This window comes from Mesorhizobium sp. WSM4821 (assembly GCF_055901555.1).
The window spans coordinates 4,816,985-4,835,925 of record NZ_CM148371.1 but is presented as its reverse complement, the minus strand read 5'-3'; the positions used below and the strand labels follow the sequence as shown (position 1 = coordinate 4,835,925).

20 protein-coding genes are annotated in these 18,941 nt (G+C 63.3%); 7 read left to right on the top strand and 13 right to left on the bottom strand.

The window, feature by feature from the left end; genetic code table 11:
- Window positions 1-174: 174 nt before the first annotated feature.
- The 5 genes from AC0NID_RS23600 to AC0NID_RS23580 form a co-directional block, all read right to left on the bottom strand.
- The gene (locus AC0NID_RS23600; RefSeq protein ID WP_473453176.1) at window positions 175-3,306 is read right to left on the bottom strand and encodes an efflux RND transporter permease subunit; all 3,132 of its coding nucleotides are present in this window, start codon (window positions 3,304-3,306) and stop codon (window positions 175-177) included.
- A complete protein-coding gene (locus AC0NID_RS23595; protein ID WP_473453178.1) occupies window positions 3,306-4,460 on the bottom strand; it encodes an efflux RND transporter periplasmic adaptor subunit in 1,155 nt (384 codons plus the stop codon). The genes AC0NID_RS23600 and AC0NID_RS23595 overlap by 1 nt, the downstream gene beginning before the upstream one ends.
- A 265-nt stretch (window positions 4,461-4,725) precedes the next feature.
- Window positions 4,726-5,334 carry a transglutaminase-like cysteine peptidase gene (locus tag AC0NID_RS23590; RefSeq protein ID WP_473453180.1) on the bottom strand — a complete coding sequence of 203 codons (609 nt, stop codon included), beginning with the start codon at window positions 5,332-5,334 and terminating at the stop codon, window positions 4,726-4,728.
- Between the two features lie 252 nt (window positions 5,335-5,586).
- Window positions 5,587-6,204, bottom strand: coding sequence for a PilZ domain-containing protein (locus AC0NID_RS23585; protein WP_473453182.1), 618 nt, complete (start codon window positions 6,202-6,204; stop codon window positions 5,587-5,589).
- Between the two features lie 117 nt (window positions 6,205-6,321).
- Window positions 6,322-6,960, bottom strand: coding sequence for a PAS domain-containing protein (locus AC0NID_RS23580; protein WP_473453184.1), 639 nt, complete (start codon window positions 6,958-6,960; stop codon window positions 6,322-6,324).
- Window positions 6,961-7,379: 419 nt separating this feature from the next.
- On the opposite strand from AC0NID_RS23580, the gene AC0NID_RS23575 reads away from it, so the two are divergent.
- Complete coding sequence (locus AC0NID_RS23575) at window positions 7,380-8,138, top strand: rhomboid family intramembrane serine protease (protein WP_473453186.1); 759 nt, start codon at window positions 7,380-7,382, stop codon at window positions 8,136-8,138.
- Between the two features lie 179 nt (window positions 8,139-8,317).
- Window positions 8,318-8,749, top strand: coding sequence for a CBS domain-containing protein (locus AC0NID_RS23570; RefSeq protein WP_236378248.1), 432 nt, complete (start codon window positions 8,318-8,320; stop codon window positions 8,747-8,749).
- Window positions 8,750-8,898: 149 nt separating this feature from the next.
- On the opposite strand, the gene AC0NID_RS23565 is transcribed toward AC0NID_RS23570, so the two are convergent.
- Window positions 8,899-9,168 (bottom strand): DUF6455 family protein, encoded by a 270-nt coding sequence (locus AC0NID_RS23565; RefSeq protein ID WP_473453330.1) that lies wholly within the window; start codon window positions 9,166-9,168, stop codon window positions 8,899-8,901.
- 187 nt (window positions 9,169-9,355) lie between these two features.
- Here AC0NID_RS23565 and gatB point away from each other — a divergent pair, with 187 nt between their 5' ends.
- Both gatB and AC0NID_RS23555 read left to right on the top strand, forming a co-directional pair.
- A complete protein-coding gene (gene gatB / locus AC0NID_RS23560; protein WP_473453188.1) occupies window positions 9,356-10,855 on the top strand; it encodes an Asp-tRNA(Asn)/Glu-tRNA(Gln) amidotransferase subunit GatB in 1,500 nt (499 codons plus the stop codon).
- A 4-nt stretch (window positions 10,856-10,859) separates the two neighbouring features.
- Window positions 10,860-11,348, top strand: a complete 489-nt coding sequence (locus AC0NID_RS23555) for a GNAT family N-acetyltransferase (protein WP_473453332.1) — start codon at window positions 10,860-10,862, stop codon at window positions 11,346-11,348.
- A gap of 65 nt (window positions 11,349-11,413) precedes the next feature.
- On the opposite strand, the gene panC is transcribed toward AC0NID_RS23555, so the two are convergent.
- Window positions 11,414-12,265: a pantoate--beta-alanine ligase gene (gene panC, locus AC0NID_RS23550; protein WP_473453190.1), complete on the bottom strand. Its 852-nt coding sequence runs from the start codon at window positions 12,263-12,265 to the stop codon at window positions 11,414-11,416.
- The gene (panB, locus tag AC0NID_RS23545) at window positions 12,262-13,116 is read right to left on the bottom strand and encodes a 3-methyl-2-oxobutanoate hydroxymethyltransferase (protein ID WP_473453192.1); all 855 of its coding nucleotides are present in this window, start codon (window positions 13,114-13,116) and stop codon (window positions 12,262-12,264) included. The genes panC and panB overlap by 4 nt, the downstream gene beginning before the upstream one ends.
- 264 nt (window positions 13,117-13,380) lie before the next feature.
- Here panB and AC0NID_RS23540 point away from each other — a divergent pair, with 264 nt between their 5' ends.
- From AC0NID_RS23540 to AC0NID_RS23530, 3 genes are all read left to right on the top strand, one after another.
- Complete coding sequence (locus tag AC0NID_RS23540; protein ID WP_473453194.1) at window positions 13,381-13,779, top strand: NADH:ubiquinone oxidoreductase subunit NDUFA12; 399 nt, start codon at window positions 13,381-13,383, stop codon at window positions 13,777-13,779.
- Window positions 13,780-13,908: 129 nt separating this feature from the next.
- Window positions 13,909-14,502 (top strand): DUF2155 domain-containing protein, encoded by a 594-nt coding sequence (locus tag AC0NID_RS23535; protein WP_473453196.1) that lies wholly within the window; start codon window positions 13,909-13,911, stop codon window positions 14,500-14,502.
- Between the two features lie 79 nt (window positions 14,503-14,581).
- Complete coding sequence (locus tag AC0NID_RS23530; protein ID WP_473453334.1) at window positions 14,582-14,977, top strand: hypothetical protein; 396 nt, start codon at window positions 14,582-14,584, stop codon at window positions 14,975-14,977.
- Window positions 14,978-14,988: 11 nt separating this feature from the next.
- On the opposite strand, the gene aat is transcribed toward AC0NID_RS23530, so the two are convergent.
- From aat to AC0NID_RS23505, 5 genes are all read right to left on the bottom strand, one after another.
- Window positions 14,989-15,606, bottom strand: a complete 618-nt coding sequence (gene aat / locus AC0NID_RS23525; protein WP_126042554.1) for a leucyl/phenylalanyl-tRNA--protein transferase — start codon at window positions 15,604-15,606, stop codon at window positions 14,989-14,991.
- Window positions 15,607-15,635: 29 nt separating this feature from the next.
- The gene (accC, locus tag AC0NID_RS23520) at window positions 15,636-16,979 is read right to left on the bottom strand and encodes an acetyl-CoA carboxylase biotin carboxylase subunit (protein ID WP_473453198.1); all 1,344 of its coding nucleotides are present in this window, start codon (window positions 16,977-16,979) and stop codon (window positions 15,636-15,638) included.
- Between the two features lie 18 nt (window positions 16,980-16,997).
- Window positions 16,998-17,456, bottom strand: coding sequence for an acetyl-CoA carboxylase biotin carboxyl carrier protein (gene accB / locus AC0NID_RS23515; protein WP_473453200.1), 459 nt, complete (start codon window positions 17,454-17,456; stop codon window positions 16,998-17,000).
- A gap of 26 nt (window positions 17,457-17,482) precedes the next feature.
- Window positions 17,483-17,917 carry a type II 3-dehydroquinate dehydratase gene (gene aroQ, locus AC0NID_RS23510; RefSeq protein WP_126042548.1) on the bottom strand — a complete coding sequence of 145 codons (435 nt, stop codon included), beginning with the start codon at window positions 17,915-17,917 and terminating at the stop codon, window positions 17,483-17,485.
- Window positions 17,918-18,059: 142 nt separating this feature from the next.
- Window positions 18,060-18,863, bottom strand: a complete 804-nt coding sequence (locus tag AC0NID_RS23505; RefSeq protein ID WP_473453202.1) for a DsbA family protein — start codon at window positions 18,861-18,863, stop codon at window positions 18,060-18,062.
- Window positions 18,864-18,941: the final 78 nt, after the last annotated feature.

The following is an 18,941-nucleotide window of genomic DNA, read 5'->3' as shown; positions in this document are numbered from 1 at the left end:
ATTACGATCATCCTTGCCACGGGTAAAGTGCCGTGGTTAGGGCAATCGCTCCAGACAAAAGATAGTGCCCAATTGTATTGGAGATCAATTTGTTGAAGTCAGCGCAACGCCCGGAACGAGGGGCCACTAAAGCTGAAAGCGATTGCCCTGTGCCGGGTACGCTGCGGACCGAACTTACTCCGCCGGCTCGACATTGGTGTAGGCGGCTTCCTCGAGCTCGCGCTTCAACCGTGATGCCTCTTCCACCTTCGGCGTCACGAAGCGACCGAGCAAGAGATAGGCGACCGGCGTCAGGAACAACGTCGAGACGGTGGCCAGCCCCAGCCCGCCGACGATCACCCAGCCGAGCGCGATGCGCGCCTCGGCGCCGGCGCCGCTCGCCAGCACCAGCGGCACGCCGCCAAGCACGGTGCAGATCATGGTCATCATAACCGGCCGCAGCCGGATGGTGGAGGCTTGCTCGATCGCCTCGCGCACGCCGAGCCCGCGGTCGCGCAACTGATTGGCGAACTCGACGATCAGGATGCCGTTCTTGGCCATGACGCCGACCAGCAGCACCAGGCCAATCTGGCTGTAGGCGTTGAGGCTGGTGCCGCTGAGCAAAAGGGCAAAGACCGCGCAAGCGAGGCCGAGCGGCACCGTCGCCATGATGATGACGGCGCTGACGAAGCTCTCGAACTGGGCGGCGAGCACCAGAAGGATGATGACCAGCGCGAAGCCGAAGACGGCGATCATGGCGCTGTTGGTCTCGCCCAGCGTGGCCGCTTCGGCCAAGGGCACGATGCGGCTGCCCGGCGGCAGGAGCGGCGTGGCGATTGCCTCGGCGCGGGTGAGTGCCTGGCCGAGCGCGAAATCGCCGCCCAGGTTGGAGGTGATCGCCACCGAAGGCTGTTGCTGCTCGCGGGTCAGCGAGGGCGGCACGGCGCGCTCGGTCAAGGTGGCGATGGTCGACATCGGCACGAAGCGGCCGTCCGCCGTCTTCAGGAAGATGTTCTCCAGGTCGGTCGGATCGTTGATCGGGTTGGTCGTCGAGACGAGCTTCACCCCGTAGCTGCGGTCCGCGATATAGACGTCGACGACATCATTTCCGTCGAGCATGGCCTGCAAGGTGTCGGCAAGCCCGGTGATGTCGATGCCGAGATCGGAAGCGCGCTCGCGGTCGATGGCCACGGCAAGCTGGGGTTGCGTCGGGTCGACGGAGAGCCGGGGCGACTGGAAGCGGGGCTCCTTCTGCATCTCGGCGATGATCTTCCCCGCGGCATCGCCGAGCGCCTTGCGATCGTTGCCGACAAGCGCGAACTGCAGGCCGTTGCCGGCGCCGCGAATACCGAGGCTGTTGGGCTGAATCGGGAAGACGCGCACGCTCGGCACCTGCCCGGTGAGCCGGCGGATGTCGGCCATGATCTGCTGCTGGCTGCGGGCGCGCTCGTCCCATGGCGCCAGCGTCATCACCATGAAGCCGGCATTGTAGGCGCCGTTCCGGCCGGCGCTCTCGAACGTGTTGCGGATTTCCCCGGAATCGCGCAGCGGCTGGATCAGCCTTTCGATCTTCTGCATCTGCTCGGCCGTGTAGTCGAGGCTGACGCCTTGCGGTGCGTCGACGCGCATGAGCACGACGGCACGGTCCTCGGTCGGCGTCAATTCCTGGCGGATCGTACCGAAGAGCGTGAAGGCGGTGGCTGCAAACAGCGCCGCGACCAGAAGCACGACCCACGGCGCGTCGAGGCAGATGCGCAGGCAGCGCCGATAGAGCGTGTTCAGCGCGCCGCCGATGCGGGCGCCGACGCCATTGCCGCCTTCGTGGTGGAGCGGCGCGGCCGACAGCATGCGCGAGGCAAGCATCGGACAAAGGGTCAGCGCCACGACGGCGGACAGAAGCACCGATATCGCGAGCACGAAGCCGAATTCGCGGAACAGGCCGCCGGTCTGGCCCGGCAGGAAGGAGATCGGCACGAAGACGGCGACCAGCGTCAGCGTCGTGGCGATGACGGCGAAGAACACTTCCTGGGCGCCAAGCACGGCTGCTGCGCGCGGTCCCATGCCTTCGTTGCGCCGTCGCACGATGTTTTCCAGGACGACGATGGCGTCGTCGACGACCAGGCCCGTCGCCAGCACCAAAGCGAGCAGCGTCAATATGTTGACCGAGAAGCCGGCGAGATAGATCGCCGCGATCGTCCCGATCATGGCGACCGGCATAGCAAGTCCCGGAATGAGCGTTGCGCGCCAGTCGAGGAGAAAGACGTAGATGACGATCAGCACGATGGAAACGGACAGACCGAGCGCGATCTCGACCTCATGCACCGCACCGTTGACGAAGACCGCATCGTCGCTGGTAACCTTGATCGACATGCCCAGGGGCAGGTCCGCCTGCAGCTTGTCGACAGCGGCTCTCACGCCGGTCGAAATATCCAGCGTGTTTGATTCCGCCTGGCGGATGATGCCGAGACCGATGCCGTTCTTGCCGTTCGACCGCAGCGAGGTCTGGCCGATGTCGGGACCGAGCGTGACGGTGGCGACGTCGCGGATGCGCGTCGTGCCGCCGATGATGAGGTTTTCGAACTCCTCCGGCGTGGTCACGTCCGCCGTCGTGCGCACGATGAGATCCTGGTTGGTCGAGGTGATCGAGCCCGCCGGGGAGTCGAAGGCGACCGAGGCCAGCGCCGCCCTGAGGTCGGCGACGGTGAAGCCCAGGCTGGCGAGCTTGTTCTGGTCGACATCGATGCGGAAGATCTTGTCGCGGTCGCCATAGACCTGGACGTCGGCAACGCCAGGCACGGCGGCAAGCGTGTCCTCGACCTGGTCCTGGACCAGCACCGTCATGTCCTGCACCGGCATGGTGTCGGACGTGACGGCCAGCCGCATCACCGGGTCGGAATTGGCATCGGCCTTGACGATTCGTGGCGCATCCGCCGCGTCCGGCATCTGGTCGGCGACGCGGCCGACGGCATCGCGCACATCGGAGGCGGCGACGTCGAGGTCGACGCCGTCGTTGAACTCGATGGTGACGCGGTTCGAGCCGAAGGACGAAGTGGACGAGATCGACTTGACGCCGGAGACACGGGCGACTGCTCCCTCGATCGTGTCGGTCAGCTCGCGATCGACGGTTTCGGCAGCAGCGCCGTCGAAGGTCGTGGAAACGGTGATGACGGCGCGGTCGACATCAGGCAGTTCGCGAACCTCGACACCGTAGAAGGCGGCAAGGCCGGCAACCGCGATCAGAGTATTCAGGACAAAGGCCATCACCGGCCTGCGGATGAACAGGGCGGTGAAGCCTGTGTCGCTGGCGGCGTTGTTGGTTGTGGTCATCAGCCGTCGGCGTCCGCGGCGCGCTGTTCTTCGCCGGCGATGCGGACCTCGCCGCCTTCACTGACGCTCTGGGTGCCTTCGGTCACCACCATGTCGCCGCTGACGATCGGGGCGTCGATCAGCACGGTCTCGGTGTTGCGCTGGATGATGCGCACGGCCACCCGCTTGGCCTTGCCGCCCACGATGGCCCAGACATAGGCACCGTCCGAACCCCACTGGATCGCCAGCGGACTGACCGCCGGATAGCTGTCGCCGGGGAACTTCATGGTGATCTGGAAGGACATGCCGGCACGCAGCGAATCGGCTGGATTGGCGATCTTTGCCTTCACCAGAAGGGTACGGCTGGCTTCGTCGATGTGATTATCGATGGCGGAAACCGTGCCGGTATAGGCTTTGTTGGGATTGGCGATCGGTGTCGCCGACAGTTGCGCGCCGACCTTGACGGCGGCGGCGAAGCGTTCCGGCACCCAGAATTCGACCAGTATGCTGGAGCGGTCATCGAGCGTGGCGACCGCCGACTGGCTGGTCACATAGTTGCCGGCGGCGATCGGGAGGATGCCGACGACGCCGGCGATCGGCGCGACGATCGAGCGTCGCTGCAAGGCCAGTTCCGCGTCGCGAAGCGCCAGCCTGGCATTGGCCAGCACCACTTCGGCATCGGCAACCGCGACTGCTGTCGCGGCGTTGGAAGCCCGCAGCGATTTGACCCGGTCGAGCTTGGCTTGCGCGTCCTGCAAGGCGACCTTGGCGCGGTCCTGTGCGATCTCCTCCGTGTCGGAATCGAGGGTTGCGATCACCTGTCCTTTTTCGACACGGGCGCCGGACTCGACCAGGAACTCGATGAGACGGCCGGTACTGTAGGGATTGACCGTCACCGAGGCGTTGGCGCGGCCGGTGCCGATCGCCTGCAGGCGATCGTTGATGGTGGCCGAGGCCGCAGGCAATGCGACGACCCTCACCTGCTGGCCGGAGCCGCCGCGGCCCCCTGCTTGCCCGGCCTTGTCGACGGCACCCGTCGGAGGCGTCGCGGCATAAACCCAGTCGATCCCCCAGCGCGCCAGCACATCCGGCGCGCCTGGAAAGAAGCGAACCCAGGCGGCCGCGGCCGCGACGAGGATCACAAGCGCAAAAACGATCTGCTTCCAGGCGGCCATCGGCACTCCGGTTGGCAAAAGAACCTCCGTCTACCGTTCCCTAGGTAAAGTAGACGCGACGGCACGATCCAACACTTAGGGTGCCTCGTCGATATCATGGCTTTATGGCAATTCTCCCGCTCTCTTGCACATTAAATCGGCGTAAGGTTGGCAGCCAGGGCCAGGCGTTTGAAACGGTGGAGCCGGCCCGGGGACGGGGCCGGCTCCTAAACCCGGTCGTTGGGACGGGGAGGGTGGGGACTCGACCGGGTTTTTCGTCGCGTCCCTAGCGGACGCTGGCGACCGCGCCGGAGCGGCCGTCGTTGATCGTGACCCAAGCGCCCGAATTCTGGCTCGATTGGCGCTTCAGGTAGGTGTAATCGGTGTCGGTCCAGGGCAGCACCTTGGACTCCAGGTTGTCGAGGATGAACTCTCCAAGGCTGGTACGCACGGTCAGCACCGCGTGGCCGTCTCCGTTGCGCTGGCGCGCAACCGTCATCAGCAGGTCGCCGGCGGGAATGCCGATCCTCATCAACGCGCGGCGCTTCGCCAGCGCATAGTCCTCGCAGTCGCCGAATCCGCTGCTGGGATAGGACCAGACTTCCTCCTTGCCCGACAGTTCCATGTCGGTGCGCGGCGCGATCTTGCTGTTGATCGAATTGTTGATGCTCACGATCTTCGCCCACAGCTTGCGGGTCAGCTCGACCGGCGCCTGCTTCGGCGTCCGCTCATTGCATTCCCGCGGGATCTGCTGGCAGAGCTCGTAATGACCGACCGGCTGTGTGGTGCGGCTGCCGGTATGCATGAAGGCGGGTCCCGCTGCGTTTGTCGTCCCCACGGCGAAAAACTGCATCGCCATTGCCAAGAGCAACAGCTTGCCCCTCGTTTTCGTCATCGTCCAGTCTCCCCGTTTGAGGAGAGAATGACACGATTGGATTTATTCGACGCAAAAGCGCGAAGTAGATATTAAGTAAAACGCCTATAGAATAAACATAAAATTTGAATCATTTCAGTATACAATTGTTGAGGCGCCTTTTCGCGAAGCCGCATTCGCGGGGCGGGTCGCCAGAAAGCCGGCCGAAATGAAATGGGCAGGGCTGCGATTGCCTGTCGAAACGGGCCGTTTCGATTGCGACAATGTCGTTTGTCAGGCGCCGGGTGCGTTGAATTCGGAATCGAGTGTCTCCGGCCGCTGGATGACGGCGAACTCGATGGCGACGCCTTCCTCGAAATGGCGCACCACCTGGCCGCGCATGGTGCCCAGCATGACCTGGACGCCGATTGCCGGCTTGACGTCGATCTCGACCGCCGCGCCCGAAAGCGACAGGTCGATGATGCGGCACTGGTACTGGCGCCCGTCGGCGAGCTGAAGCACGCTGCTCGGATTGCGCGGCGCCACGCGTTCGTGACGGCGGTCCTCCGGCAGATCGAGCTCGTGCTTGTTGGCAAGCCAGGTCAATTGCGCGGCAAGCTTGTCCTTCTTGCGTTCCGACGCGATGACAGTCATCGCGAAACCGTCTTGCAGGATACGGGTGACGACGCCCTCGATGCGGCCGATGTGGTCGATATAGGCGATGATTTTCTCGCCCGGCATACCGATGCGCTCGGTGCGAAGTGCAACATTGCCCGGAGACATGTCGACCACCTGGCACGGATGTTCGGAGCGATCCTCCAGCATGAAGCGTCCGTAGATCTTCACGCGGACGCGCTGAAAGTTGCGCCTTTCAGCTCGAGACGGCGCGGTGTCGACCGCCGCTGACCTCATGACTGCCTACACCCCGTTTGGCATCCCGCGCGTTGATGCGAGGAACTTCGTCAGAAAGTTACAGCAAAGCAAGTTAACAAAGGGAAAAGCCCGCCACCGTTACTTTAGGGTTCGCGATTATTCCTCGCGCCCGCCGTCGAACACGACCAGATGGCGGATGCGGCGCGCGTGGCCAAGCGCCGAAATCGTTTCAGGTGGATCGAGTTCCGACGGGACAAGCGAGGGAACGTCGATGGCCGGCCGGGTCTTTAGAAACATCGGCTCCTTCTCCGGATCGACGGCGCGGATCGAATCGATCAAGGCGTCGACGATCGGATCCGCACCCAGCCAGAAGGGTTTTTCCGCGGCGCTTATCACGCCGAGGCAGCGCGGATTTTCGACTCCGCCGTCGAGCGGCAGGGCGAGCAGTTCGAACTTGCTGGAGCGATTGCTGCGGCTGAAGCCTTCATAGGTGATGATCACCACGGATTTCTGGTCCAGGACGCCGTGGATCAGCCGCGAGACAAGCCGCTGGTCCCTCTCGCGCCACAGCGAAGGGAAGGAAAATCCCTTGAGCTCGCGGCCATAGACCGCGCAGAGCCTGGTGCCGGCGAGCCGGAAAACCGCTTCTCCGCGCGTATCCTTTTCCAGGATGAACGTGTCGGCCAACAGCGACTTGATGTCGGCCGGTTCGACTTCCGAACGCTTCGGGGCAGGGCGCCCGTCACGCAGTCGGTTCCAATAATGGAACAGCGTGATCGATCCGTTCTGGTTCATGCTATGCTGCTCCGCGCAATCTGTCGTCTGATGTCCCATCGGTGAACAGAAGGGCGCCCTCCGAGGACCTACATGCGTTGCGGAGCAGGATGCGTGCCAGCATCGTTAACACTTGTTCACGGGTCGGGGGCGTTAAGGTTAACAAGTGGTTTACGTTGCGCCCCGCCCAAGCGCGTGGCACGCTAAAACCACTCCAGAAGCGGTCGTTTCGCGGCGATCGGCAGCAGTTCAGTCAAGAGTTTGGGGAGCAGGGTGCTCGACCAGCCGTCCAAGGAAAACCTTGGACGGCTTTTTTTTGATTCGCGCCCAGTTATGATTCGCGCCCAGTTTTGATTTGCGGGGCGACTCGCTGTTTGTGATTCGGTCGGCCATGGCCTACATGCTCGCGAAGTCGAATCCAGCGGCCGAGCGCGAGGCATATGAGCGAACCAGCAAGCCCATCGGAAATCGAGCGGGGCGAGGGCGGTCCTGTCGGCCGAGAGCCGCAACGGCGCCGCGAGCCGGTGTTCAACCTGCCACCCGTCGTACTGGCGGTGATAGGCATCTGCGCCGTCGTTCACCTGATCCGGGTCTATGGGCTCACCGACGACCAGGACTTCTCGCTGCTGATCCGGACCGCCTTCATTCCGATCCGCTATTCCGGTCGCTTCGATCTCGATTTCTATGCGTTTTCGAGCCCCTTCACCTATGCTTTCCTGCATGGCGGCTTTGCCCATCTCGCCATCAACATGGTGTGGCTGGCGGCTTTCGGCTCACCGCTGGCGAACCGCTTTGGCGCGCTTCGTTTCAGCCTGTTCTTTGCGGCGACAGGGCTCGCGGCGGTGGTGCTGTTCTGGGCCGTGCATCCGCTCGGCCAGACGCCGCTGGTCGGCGCATCGGGTGCGATTTCCGGCATGATGGGGGCAGCCGCCCGTTTTGGCTTCCGTATCGGCCGCTCGTCGGGCAAAGCCGCCTTCGCCGGCGCGCCGCTTCCGATGGCGGCAGTGTTCCGCTCGCGCGGCGTTGTGACCTTTCTCGCCATCTGGATGGTGATCAATCTCGTCACCGGCCTCATTGCCTTCGCGCCCGGCATGGACAGTCAGATCGCCTGGGAGGCCCATATTGGCGGTTTCGTCGCCGGCTTCTTCGGCCTGCGCGCTTTCGATCGGCGGCAGCAGGCGGACGAGTCCATGGCCTGAAGCATTGCCGCCCAAAAGCATGCCCTCGGGCTTGACCCGTGGGTGCGCAGCGGTTTTGGGACAACGACATGCGATGCTCGTTGAGGCGCCGCACTTGAAATGCGATCGATCGCGGCGCACGATGTCAGGCGCTAAGCCGGTCAGGGCAGGAACCGGCAAGTAAGACTGTGGAGGACGCCATGACTGTTAAGGCAATTCTCGAGCAAAAAGGCCATGACGTGCTGACGCTCGGGCCGAACGAAAAGCTGAGCGAGGCCATTCGCATCCTTGCCGAACACAGGATCGGCGCGCTGGTCATCACCAATGGCGATCACAAGATCGTCGGCATTCTTTCCGAGCGCGATGTCGTGCGGGTCCTCGCCAGGGAAGGTGGCGCCGCCCTGGATATCGCGGTGCGTTCGGCAATGACGCCCAAGGTGAAGATCTGCAATGAGAACCACACCGTCAACGAGGTCATGGAGATCATGACCAGTGGCCGTTTCCGCCATCTGCCGGTGGAAAAGGACGGCCTGCTCGACGGTATCGTGTCCATAGGCGATGTGGTCAAGCGGCGCATCGAGGATGTCGAGCGCGAGGCCGCGGAGATCAGGGCCTATATCGCGACGGCCTGACGGCCTGTTCTTCAGCCGGCCGGTCTGAAGCGCGTCGCGTCCGAAGGGATCCATGCGACGCGCTTTGAGTTCTTTCCATGCATTCGTTATCCCAAAACCGCTGCGCGGCCTCGGTTCAAGACCTAGGCCATGCTTTTGGGCGACATGCTTTAGCGCAGGCCGGCCGCATTTTGCAGCCGTGCGATCAGGTCACGGTTGCGGCAATAGTCCGGCGGATCGTTCGGCTGCTCGTTTTCGTCGAGCCAAACCGCGCATTCGTCCTGATGGCCGCACGAACGGCAGCGGTCGACGGCGCGGCTGGTGACGGCTGCGTGGTCGGGCACGGCTTTCAATTGCCGGTCGACGCCCAGCTTCTGCATCATGCGACCCATCAATGCGGTTCTTGTGTCGACTGAAATCAAATAGTCGAGAAAACTCATGTCGGTCACTCCTGCCTCCCCGACAATCATTGCCATGTCGGGGGTCGGTGACATTGATCTCGGTCAACAGGGAGGGATCTCGGTCAACAGGGGCTCCCTTGCCAGTTCCGGCCGATTGATCTAGCGAACGCTTGATTTTGTCGGCCGACAACGCCAGACAATTTGAACAACAACTATCTGGATCGCCATGACCATCATCGACACCCGCACGCCCGACGCCAAACGCCTGATATCAGGCGCCACCGGCGACTGGGAAATCATCATCGGCCTCGAGGTCCACGCACAGGTGACCTCGCAGGCAAAGCTGTTCTCCGGCGCCTCGACGGCTTTCGGCGCCGCACCCAACGCCAATGTCAGCCTGGTCGATGCGGCGATGCCGGGCATGCTGCCGGTCATCAACGAGGAATGCGTCAAGCAGGCGATCCGCACCGGCCTCGGGCTGAAGGCCGAGATCAACCACAAGTCGGTCTTCGACCGGAAGAACTACTTTTATCCCGATCTGCCGCAGGGTTATCAGATCTCGCAGTTCAAGCAGCCGATCGTCGGCGAGGGCAAGGTGATCGTCTCGGTCGGCCCTGACCGGCAGGGCGAATTCGAGGACATCGAGGTCGGCATCGAGCGCCTGCATCTGGAACAGGATGCCGGCAAGTCGATGCACGACCAGCATCCGACCATGTCCTATGTCGACCTCAACCGCTCCGGCGTGGCGCTGATGGAGATCGTCTCCAAGCCCGATATGCGCTCCGCCGACGAAGCCAAGGCCTATGTCACCAAGCTGCGCACCATCGTGCGCTATCTCGGCACTTGCGACGGCAATATGGACGAAGGGTCGTTGCGCGCCGACGTCAACGTCTCGGTGCGCAGGCCCGGTGGCGAATTCGGCACGCGCTGCGAGATCAAGAACGTCAACTCGATCCGCTTCATCGGCCAGGCCATCGACTACGAGGCGCGCCGGCAGATCGCCATTCTGGAGGACGGCGGCAAGATCGACCAGGAAACGCGGCTGTTCGACCCCAACAAGGGCGAGACGCGCTCGATGCGCTCCAAGGAAGAAGCGCACGACTACCGCTATTTCCCGGATCCGGACCTCCTGCCGCTGGAATTCGACCAGGCCTATGTCGACGCGCTGGCGAAGGATCTGCCTGAACTGCCCGACGACAAGAAGGCGCGGCTGATCTCCTCGCTCGGCCTGTCGACCTACGACGCCTCGATCCTGGTGTCGGAAAAGGCGATCGCCGACTATTTCGAGAAGGTGGCCGCTGGTCGCGACGGCAAGCTGGCCGCCAACTGGGTCATCAACGATCTGCTGGGCGCTCTGAACAAGGCCGGCAAAGATATTGAAAATGCTCCCGTTTCGCCCGATCAGCTCGGCGCGGTCATCGACCTGATCAAGCAGGGCACCATCTCCGGCAAGATTGCCAAGGATTTGTTCGAGATCGTCTGGAACGAGGGTGGCGATCCGCGCCAGCTGGTCGAAAGCCGCGGCATGAAGCAGGTCACCGACACCGGCGCCATCGAGAAGGCGGTCGACGAGGTGATATCAGCCAACCCGGACAAGGTCGAGCAGGCGCGTGCCAAGCCGACCATGGCCGGTTGGTTCGTCGGCCAGGTGATGAAGGCGACCGGCGGCAAGGCCAACCCGCAGGCGGTCAACGACATCGTCAAGGCCAAGCTCGGGATCGAATAGGATGATGTTCGTCCGCACCGCCGGCGAGCGCGATCTTGCCGCGGTCCGCGCGCTGCTGATTGAAACCTGGCACGCCACCTACGACAGCATCTATGGTGCCGCCAAAGTCACCGAGATCACTGACGAATGGCATTCGATCGCCTCGCTCAAGGCGCGGCTGGCACGGCCGAATTCCGAATTCCTGGTCGCGGATGACGGCAAGCGCCTCGGCGGCATGGCTTTCGCCGCAGCCACCACGGATGCCAAGATCGTCATGCTGAACCAGCTCTACGTGCATCCGGTCAGCCAGAGGCAAGGGATCGGCCAGGCATTGCTGGAAGAGGTCGAGGCCAGCTTTCCGGAGGCGCGGACGCTGCGTGTCGAAGTGGAAGAGGCAAACGCTGCGGCCATCGCCTTCTATCGCTCGAAAGGGTTTTTACCCGCCGGTAACACCGCCGACTGCGGCGGCGGCTCAGGGCTGTCGGCGCTGATTTTCGAGAAGGCGATCGGCTAGGTGTCGGCCGGATGATGCGGCCGACGCCTGCAAGACTCCAGGCGCGTCGTGCCTTGAGACGCGCTTTAAGTGGAGGGAACTTCCACATTGTCGATCAGCCTGGTCTTGCCCAGCCAGGCGGCCGCGAGCAGGCGTCCGTCGCGGTTTCGCTGCCATGGGGCGAGCGTCACGCTCTGGCGCGCGGCGATATAGTCGACTTTATCGAAGCCAGCCTTGAGGAGCGCGCGGCTGGCCTCGGCGGTTGTGCTGCCTTCGTCGCTGCCCGCCGCAAGTGCCGCCGCCGCCCGGCGCAAAGTGACGTTGAGCTGACGCGCCACCTCGAGCTCGGCTTCGCCGAGATAGGCGTTGCGTGACGACATGGCGAGGCCATGCGCGTCGCGTACAGTTGGCGCGCCGATGATTTCCACCGGCAGATCGAGGTCGCGGCAGAGCTGCCTGACGACGCAAAGCTGCTGGTAGTCCTTTTCACCGAAGACCGCATGGTCGGGCGATGCCTGCAGGAAGAGCTTCGCCACGACTGTCGCGACGCCGTCGAAGAAGGTCGGCCGGAAATCCGATTCCAACCCGGCGGCTGGCCCGCCGACCGAAATCCTCGTGGCGAAGCCGGCAGGATACATCTCCGCCGCGTCAGGGGTGAAGACGAGCTGCGAGCCTGCCTCGGCCAGCCGGTCGAGATCGCGGGCGAGCTGGCGCGGATATTTGTCGAGGTCCTCGCTCGGCGCGAACTGCGTCGGGTTGACGAAGATCGAAACAACGCAGCGATCGGCCTTTTCGAGCGCGATCCTGACCAGCGAGATATGGCCGTCATGCAGCGCACCCATGGTCGGCACCATCGCAACGCCGAGGCCATCGCGACGCCAGTCGCGGATTTGCGCGCGAAGAGCGGCTACACTGTCGACGACGAGCGGCCGGCTCACGCCTTGTTCCCTGCGTTGCTCTTGTCGGCTACGGCGGAAAAGACATGGTCCGGACCGGGAAACGTCCGGCTTCGCACCTCCGCCGCATAGCTCGCGGCGGCATGCGAGATGACGCTGCGCAGGTCGGCATATTGCTTGACGAATTTCGGTACGCGGTCGACGGTCAGGCCGACCATATCGTCGATGACCAGGATCTGGCCGTCGCAGTCGCCGCTAGCGCCGATGCCGATGGTTGGAATGGACATGTGCCGGGTGAGGTCGGCGGCGACGGTCTCGACGGTGCCTTCGATGACCACCGAAAACGCGCCGGCCTTTTCGACAGCGTCCGCGTCGCGAAAAAGAACTGCCACGTTCTCCTGCGTCCGGCCCTTGATCCTGTAGCCGCCGTCGCTTTCCACCGATTGCGGCTGGAGGCCGATATGCCCCATGACCGGAATGCCGGCAGCGACGATCGCTGCGATCTGCCGGGCAACAGCGACGCCGCCCTCCAGCTTGACGGCCTGGCAGCCGGTCTCCTCGACGATTCGCCGCGCCGCGGCAAGGGCCTGGCGCGGCGAATCCTCATAGCTGCCGGCCGGCATGTCGACCACAACGCAGGCCCTGGCGGAGCCCCGCATCACCGCCTGGCCATGGGCGATCATCATCTCCAGCGAGGCGCCGAGCGTGGTCTTGTGGCCATGCAGGACCATGGCGACGCTGTCACCGACCAGAAGCAGGTCGACATGGTCGTCGAGCAGGCGGGCGACCGGATAAGTGTAGGCGGTGAGGCAGACGATCGGCACGCCGCCCTTGCGCAGATGAATGGAGCCGGCGCTGATCCGCAGTTCGGGGTTGGATGCGTCCGCGGCCATCTTTACCTCCCTCAACCGTCACCAGGCTGGATACAGCACCGGGCGAGCAGAGCTTTAGAAAGACGAGGCAGCCTTGGCAAGGCTTGCGCCCCCCGCGAACGTGAAGGCTTTGCAGCAGTTTACCATCAGCATCTGCGCGGCACTTGCGGCAAAACCCTTGCCTTCGCCATAGGCTGACGCCATAAGCAGGAAACAGGCGCCGCCGCTGCCGTCGGGCGAGACTTGCCGCGAGGGCTGCCAAGAGGACTTGCCGCGAGGACTTGGATGAAAACTTTCCTTCTGCAGTTTTTCACATGGTGGAACAGCCAGACGCTGGGAACGCGCTTCCACACCTGGCGGCATGGCAAGAAGGTCGGGCAGGACGAGGCTGGCAACGTTTATTACGAAGGCGGTACCGATTCGGAAGGCCGCACCCGCCGCTGGGTCATCTATCATAACTATTCGGAAGCCTCGGAGATCCCGCCGGGCTGGCATGGCTGGATGCATCATCGCGTCGATGCAGCGCCGCCGAGCGACAATTACAAGCCACGCGAGTGGCAAAAGCCGCATCAGCCGAACCTCACCGGAAGTGCCGCCGCCTATCGCCCCAAGGGATCCGTGCTGACCAATCAGCACCGCCCTCAGGTGACGGGCGATTACGACGCCTGGACGCCGGGATCGTAACCGCCGCTCATCAAGGTGCGGATCGGTCCTTTATCGCCACAATTGGCGTTTAGTTGCTTGCCGATCTGACAGCAGCGACTAGCCTTGGGCGCGACAGAATCGCCCGGGCGCAAACCACCGGACCCTTGCATGAGCATTTTCAGCCGAATCTCGATAGGCGGACTGACGGCGGCCGCCGCTTTTGCCGCTTGCAGCATGGCCGTTGCACAGGCGCAGGAGGCGCCAGCGGCACCTGAGGTATGGGAGACGCCAGCGGCACCTGAGGCATGGGAGACGCCAGCGGCACCTGAGGCATGGGAGGCCCCAGCGGCACCTGAGGCATGGGAGACGCCAGCGGCACCTGAGGCATCGGAGGCGCCGGTGGCACCAGCGGCACCGGAACGCATCACCAATCCCGTCGCCGAATTCGCCGGCATCGACAAGATCACCGGCCGCATCATCACCTTCGATGTCTATATCGACGAGACGGTGCAGTTCGGTGCTTTGCAGGTGACGCCGCGCATCTGCTATTCCCGGCCGCAAACCGAAGAGCCGAAGACCGATTCCTTCGTCGAGGTCGACGAGATCACGCTGGACCGGAAAATCCGCCGCATCTTCACCGGCTGGATGTTTGCCGAAAGCCCCGGCCTCAATGCCGTCGAGCACGCCGTCTACGATGTCTGGCTGAAGGCATGCAAACAGAAGTCGGATGTGCCGGCGCCTGAGGCGGCCAAGGCCAATTAGAACGTCAGGCGCATGGGATCGCCTGTTCGGAATCTCACGCTGAGTGTTCCGGAACCGCCCTGTTGTCAGTGCGTTGGTCATGGCTGACGGTACGGAGGATGTCCCCATGATGGCCAACAAAGGCGAGCTTCTCGAGCTCGAAAAAGGGTTCTGGACGGGCGACGCTGCCTTTTTCAAAGCCAATGCCGACACCGAATGCCTGGTGGCTTTCCCTCAGATGGCGCAGGCGATGAGCAACGCCGATCTGGCCGAAACCGCGACGGACCCGAACCGCTGGCGCGATCTCGATATCGAGCTCAAGGGCATCATCGAGCCGGGCAGCGACATTGTCATGCTAACCTATGAGGCCCATGCCATTCGCGACAATGGCGAGCCTTATGCGGCGCTGGTCAGCAGCGGCTATGTCCATCGCGCCGATGGCTGGAAAATGATGTTTCACGCGCAGACGCCTCTTGAGTCTGCTGCAAAAAGCTGACCCGGCGCAGATCAGGGAAAAAAGATCGCTTCGCCTTTAAGCGCGTCAGCCAACATCTTTTCGTATCTGCCTCTCGGCACGTCGACCGCGCCGAAGCGTTTCAGGTGCTCGGTGGTGAATTGCGTGTCGAGCAGCGCGAAGCGCCGTTCCTTCAGGCGCTCGACCAGATGCACCAGGCAGACCTTCGACGCATCCGTTTCCCTGGCGAACATGCTTTCGCCGAAGAACACCCGGCCGAGCGATACGCCGTAGAGGCCACCAACGAGCCGACCCTCGCGCCAGGCTTCGACCGAATGGCAATGGCCCATCCGATGGAGCTCGACATAGGCTTCGCGGATCGGTGCATTGATCCAGGTCGACCGGCGTTCCTCGCGCCTCTCGGCGCAGCCGTCGATGGTCGCCTCGAAGTCGAAATCGAAACGGATGTCGAACAGGTTTTTGCGGATCACCTTCCTCAGGCTCTTGGGCGCATGGAAACCATCGAGCGGGATGATGCCGCGGGTTTCCGGCCGTACCCAGAACACTTCGGGATCGGTGGCGCTTTCGGCCATCGGAAAAACGCCCGAGGCGTAGGCCTTGAGCAGCAGGTCGGTCGGGATGCGATAGCCTGGCGCGTAGGGACGGGTCATCGCGTCATCATATTCTATAAGTTCACGCCCTAATCCTCTGTGGCCAAATATTTTTCCAGCCAGTGGATGTCATACTCGCCATTGGCGATGTCGGCATTGCCGACGAGGTCCCGGAACAGCGGCAGCGTCGTGTTGATGCCGTCGACGACGAATTCGTCGAGCGCGCGGCGCAGCCGCATCATGCATTCGACACGGTTGCGGCCGTGCACGATCAGCTTGCCGATCAGGCTGTCGTAATAGGGCGGGATCTTGTAGCCAGAATAGACGCCGGAATCGACGCGGATGCCGAGGCCGCCCGGTGTGTGAAAATGGGTGATCGTGCCGGGCGAGGGGGTGAAGGTGCGCGGATCCTCGGCATTGATGCGGCATTCGATGGCGTGGCCCTGGAAGCGGATATCTTCCTGGCGCACCGAAAGCCCGCCGCCCGAGGCGACACGGATCTGCTCATGCACGAGGTCGATGCCGGTGATCGCCTCCGTCACCGGATGCTCGACCTGCAGGCGGGTGTTCATCTCGATGAAGTAGAATTCGCCGTTCTCGTAGAGGAATTCGATGGTGCCGGCGCCGGAGTAGCCGAGATCGGCGATAGCCCTGGCACAGACGCCGCCGATATGCGCGCGCTCTTCGGCATTGAGCGCCGGCGAGGGCGCCTCCTCCCAGACCTTCTGGTGGCGGCGCTGCAGCGAGCAGTCGCGTTCGCCGAAATGAACGCCGCGGCCGGCACCGTCACCGAACACCTGCACCTCGATGTGGCGCGGTTTTTCCAGGTACTTCTCGATGTAGACGGCGTCGTCGCCGAACGCAGCACCGGCTTCCGAGCGCGCCGTCTGCAGCGCGACCTCAAGATCGGCCTCGCTGCGCGCCACCTTCATGCCGCGCCCGCCGCCGCCGGCCGACGCCTTGATGATCACGGGATAGCCGATCTCGGCGGCGATACGCTTTGCTTCCTTCTCCTCGGTTACGGCGCCGTCGGAGCCGGGCACCACCGGAATGCCGAGGCGCTTTGCGGTGCGCTTGGCCTCGATCTTGTCGCCCATGACGCGGATGTGATCGCCGGACGGGCCGATGAAGGTGATGTTGTGCGCGGCGAGGATATCGGCGAATTTGGCATTCTCCGACAGGAAGCCGTAGCCCGGATGCACCGCGTCGGCGCCGGTGATTTCGCAGGCGGCGACGATCTGGTGGATATTGAGGTAGCTGTCGCGCGACGGTGGCGGGCCGATGCAGACGCTCTCGTCGGCGAGCCGCACATGCATGGCGTCGGCGTCGGCGGTCGAATGCACCACCACGGTCTGGATGCCGAGCTCCTTGCAGGCGCGCAGCACCCTCAGAGCGATTTCGCCGCGATTGGCGATGAGGATTTTCTGGAACATTTTCGGCTGTTCCCGGCTCTACTCGATCACGACGAGCGGCATGCCATATTCGACCGGCTGCGCATCCTCGAACAGGATCGCCGTCACCGTGCCGGCCCGCGGCGAGGGGATCTGGTTCATGGTCTTCATTGCCTCGATGATCAGCAGCGTCTGGCCTTCCTTGACCTGCTGGCCGACCTCGATGAACGCCTTGGCGTCGGGCGACGGCGCCAGGTAGGCGGTGCCGACCATGGGCGAGGCCACCGCATTCTTGGAGATGTCGGCCGCTGCCGGGGCGATCGCGGCCGCCGGCTGCGCTGCCGGCGGCGTATAGGCGGGCTGCGGTGCGGCGACCGCATGCACGGCCGGCGCCTGTCGCGACACGCGCACCTTCAAGTCGCCCAGCTCGACCTCGATTTCGGTGAGGTTGGTGTCGTTCAGTATGCCCGCCAGATCGCGGATAAGCTGCTGGTCAACACCGTTCTTCTTTATCGACATTTTCGAGCCTTCTGTTTGTTGGCCGGTCATAGGCGTGCGGCCAGCGCCTGCAGCGCCAGCGTGTAGCCGAGCGGCCCGAACCCGCAGATCATGCCGACGGCGACCGGCGAGACCATGGAGACGTGGCGAAATGATTCCCGCGCATGGATGTTGGAAAGATGAACTTCGGCGACGGGCAATGGCGCGATGGAGCGGATGGCGTCGTGAATGGCGATCGAGGTGTGGCTGTAGGCGCCTGGATTGATGACGATGCCGACGGCCTTGTCGGCGGCTTCCTGTATCCAGTCGACGAGGTCGCCCTCATGGTTCGACTGACGGAAATCGATCTCGAGCCCAAGTGCGGCACCCGCCTGCTTGCAATCTTCGGCGATCGCGGCAAGCGTCTTGCCGCCATAGATGCCTGGCTCGCGCTTGCCGAGCGCGTTGAGGTTGGGACCGTTCAGGACGAAAACCGTTTTCAAAATGCAGACCTTTCCCGGCGCCGGCATCAGCTGGCGCACTGGGCCTCTATAATGGGCTTAAACGCCTGCGAAAAGAGCGCAAGTGGGTTCTTTCGCTGTCCACAACAGGCGGGAAATGGCCTGCGCCGAAACCAGTGGCCGATCAGAGTGCGGCCTTGGCAGCCTCGATCTTCTCTGCCAGCACTGCCTGCCCGAGCGCTCCGAACACCACCTCGTTGCCGACCACATAGGAGGGCGTTCCTGTGATGGCCAGCTTGTTGGCAAGGTCATAGGTCTTGGAGAGGGCCTCGGCGATCGACGGGTCCTTCATCTTGTCGCGCAGCTTTGCCTCGTCGGCGCCGAGCGAAAGCGCCACCTTGATGGCCGCCGCTTCGGTGGCGCGTCCCTGGCCGCCGAGCAGCGCGTTGTGGAACTCGCCGTATTTCTCCGGCATCATCAGGTGGAAGGCCATCGAGACGACGCTCGCCTTCTGCGAATCCGGGCCGAGGATCGGGAATTCCTTGAGCACGAAGCGCAGGTCCGCGTCGGCTGTCGTCAGCGCCTGCATGTCATCGATGGCGCGTTTGCAGTAGCCGCAATTGTAGTCGTAGAACTCGACGATGGTGACCTTGCCGTTCGGATTGCCGACCACGCCGTCGAAGGTCGAGTTGAAGATCTCGTCCTTGGCATCCTTGATGACATTGAGGCTGGCAACTCTCTGCGCCTCTTTCTGCTTGGCCTCGAGCGCTTCCTGCGCCTCCAGCAGCACTTCCGGGTTCTTCAAGAGATAGTCGCGGATGATGCCCTCGACTTCGGCCCGGTCGACCTTGGTGTCGGCGGACGCCGCCTGGGCGATCTGCGCGGCATCGGCCCTTGCCGTCTGCGGACTGCCGGTCACGAACCCGAAACCCAGCATGGCGAGAGCGACCGCCGTTCCCGTGGTGCCCAGCAGAATTGCCTTGTTCATTGTCCCTAATCCTCTCGCCTGATTTCCGGCCCGATTGGTTTGACCTCGATTGGCCTGAGACCCGATTGGCCTGACTAT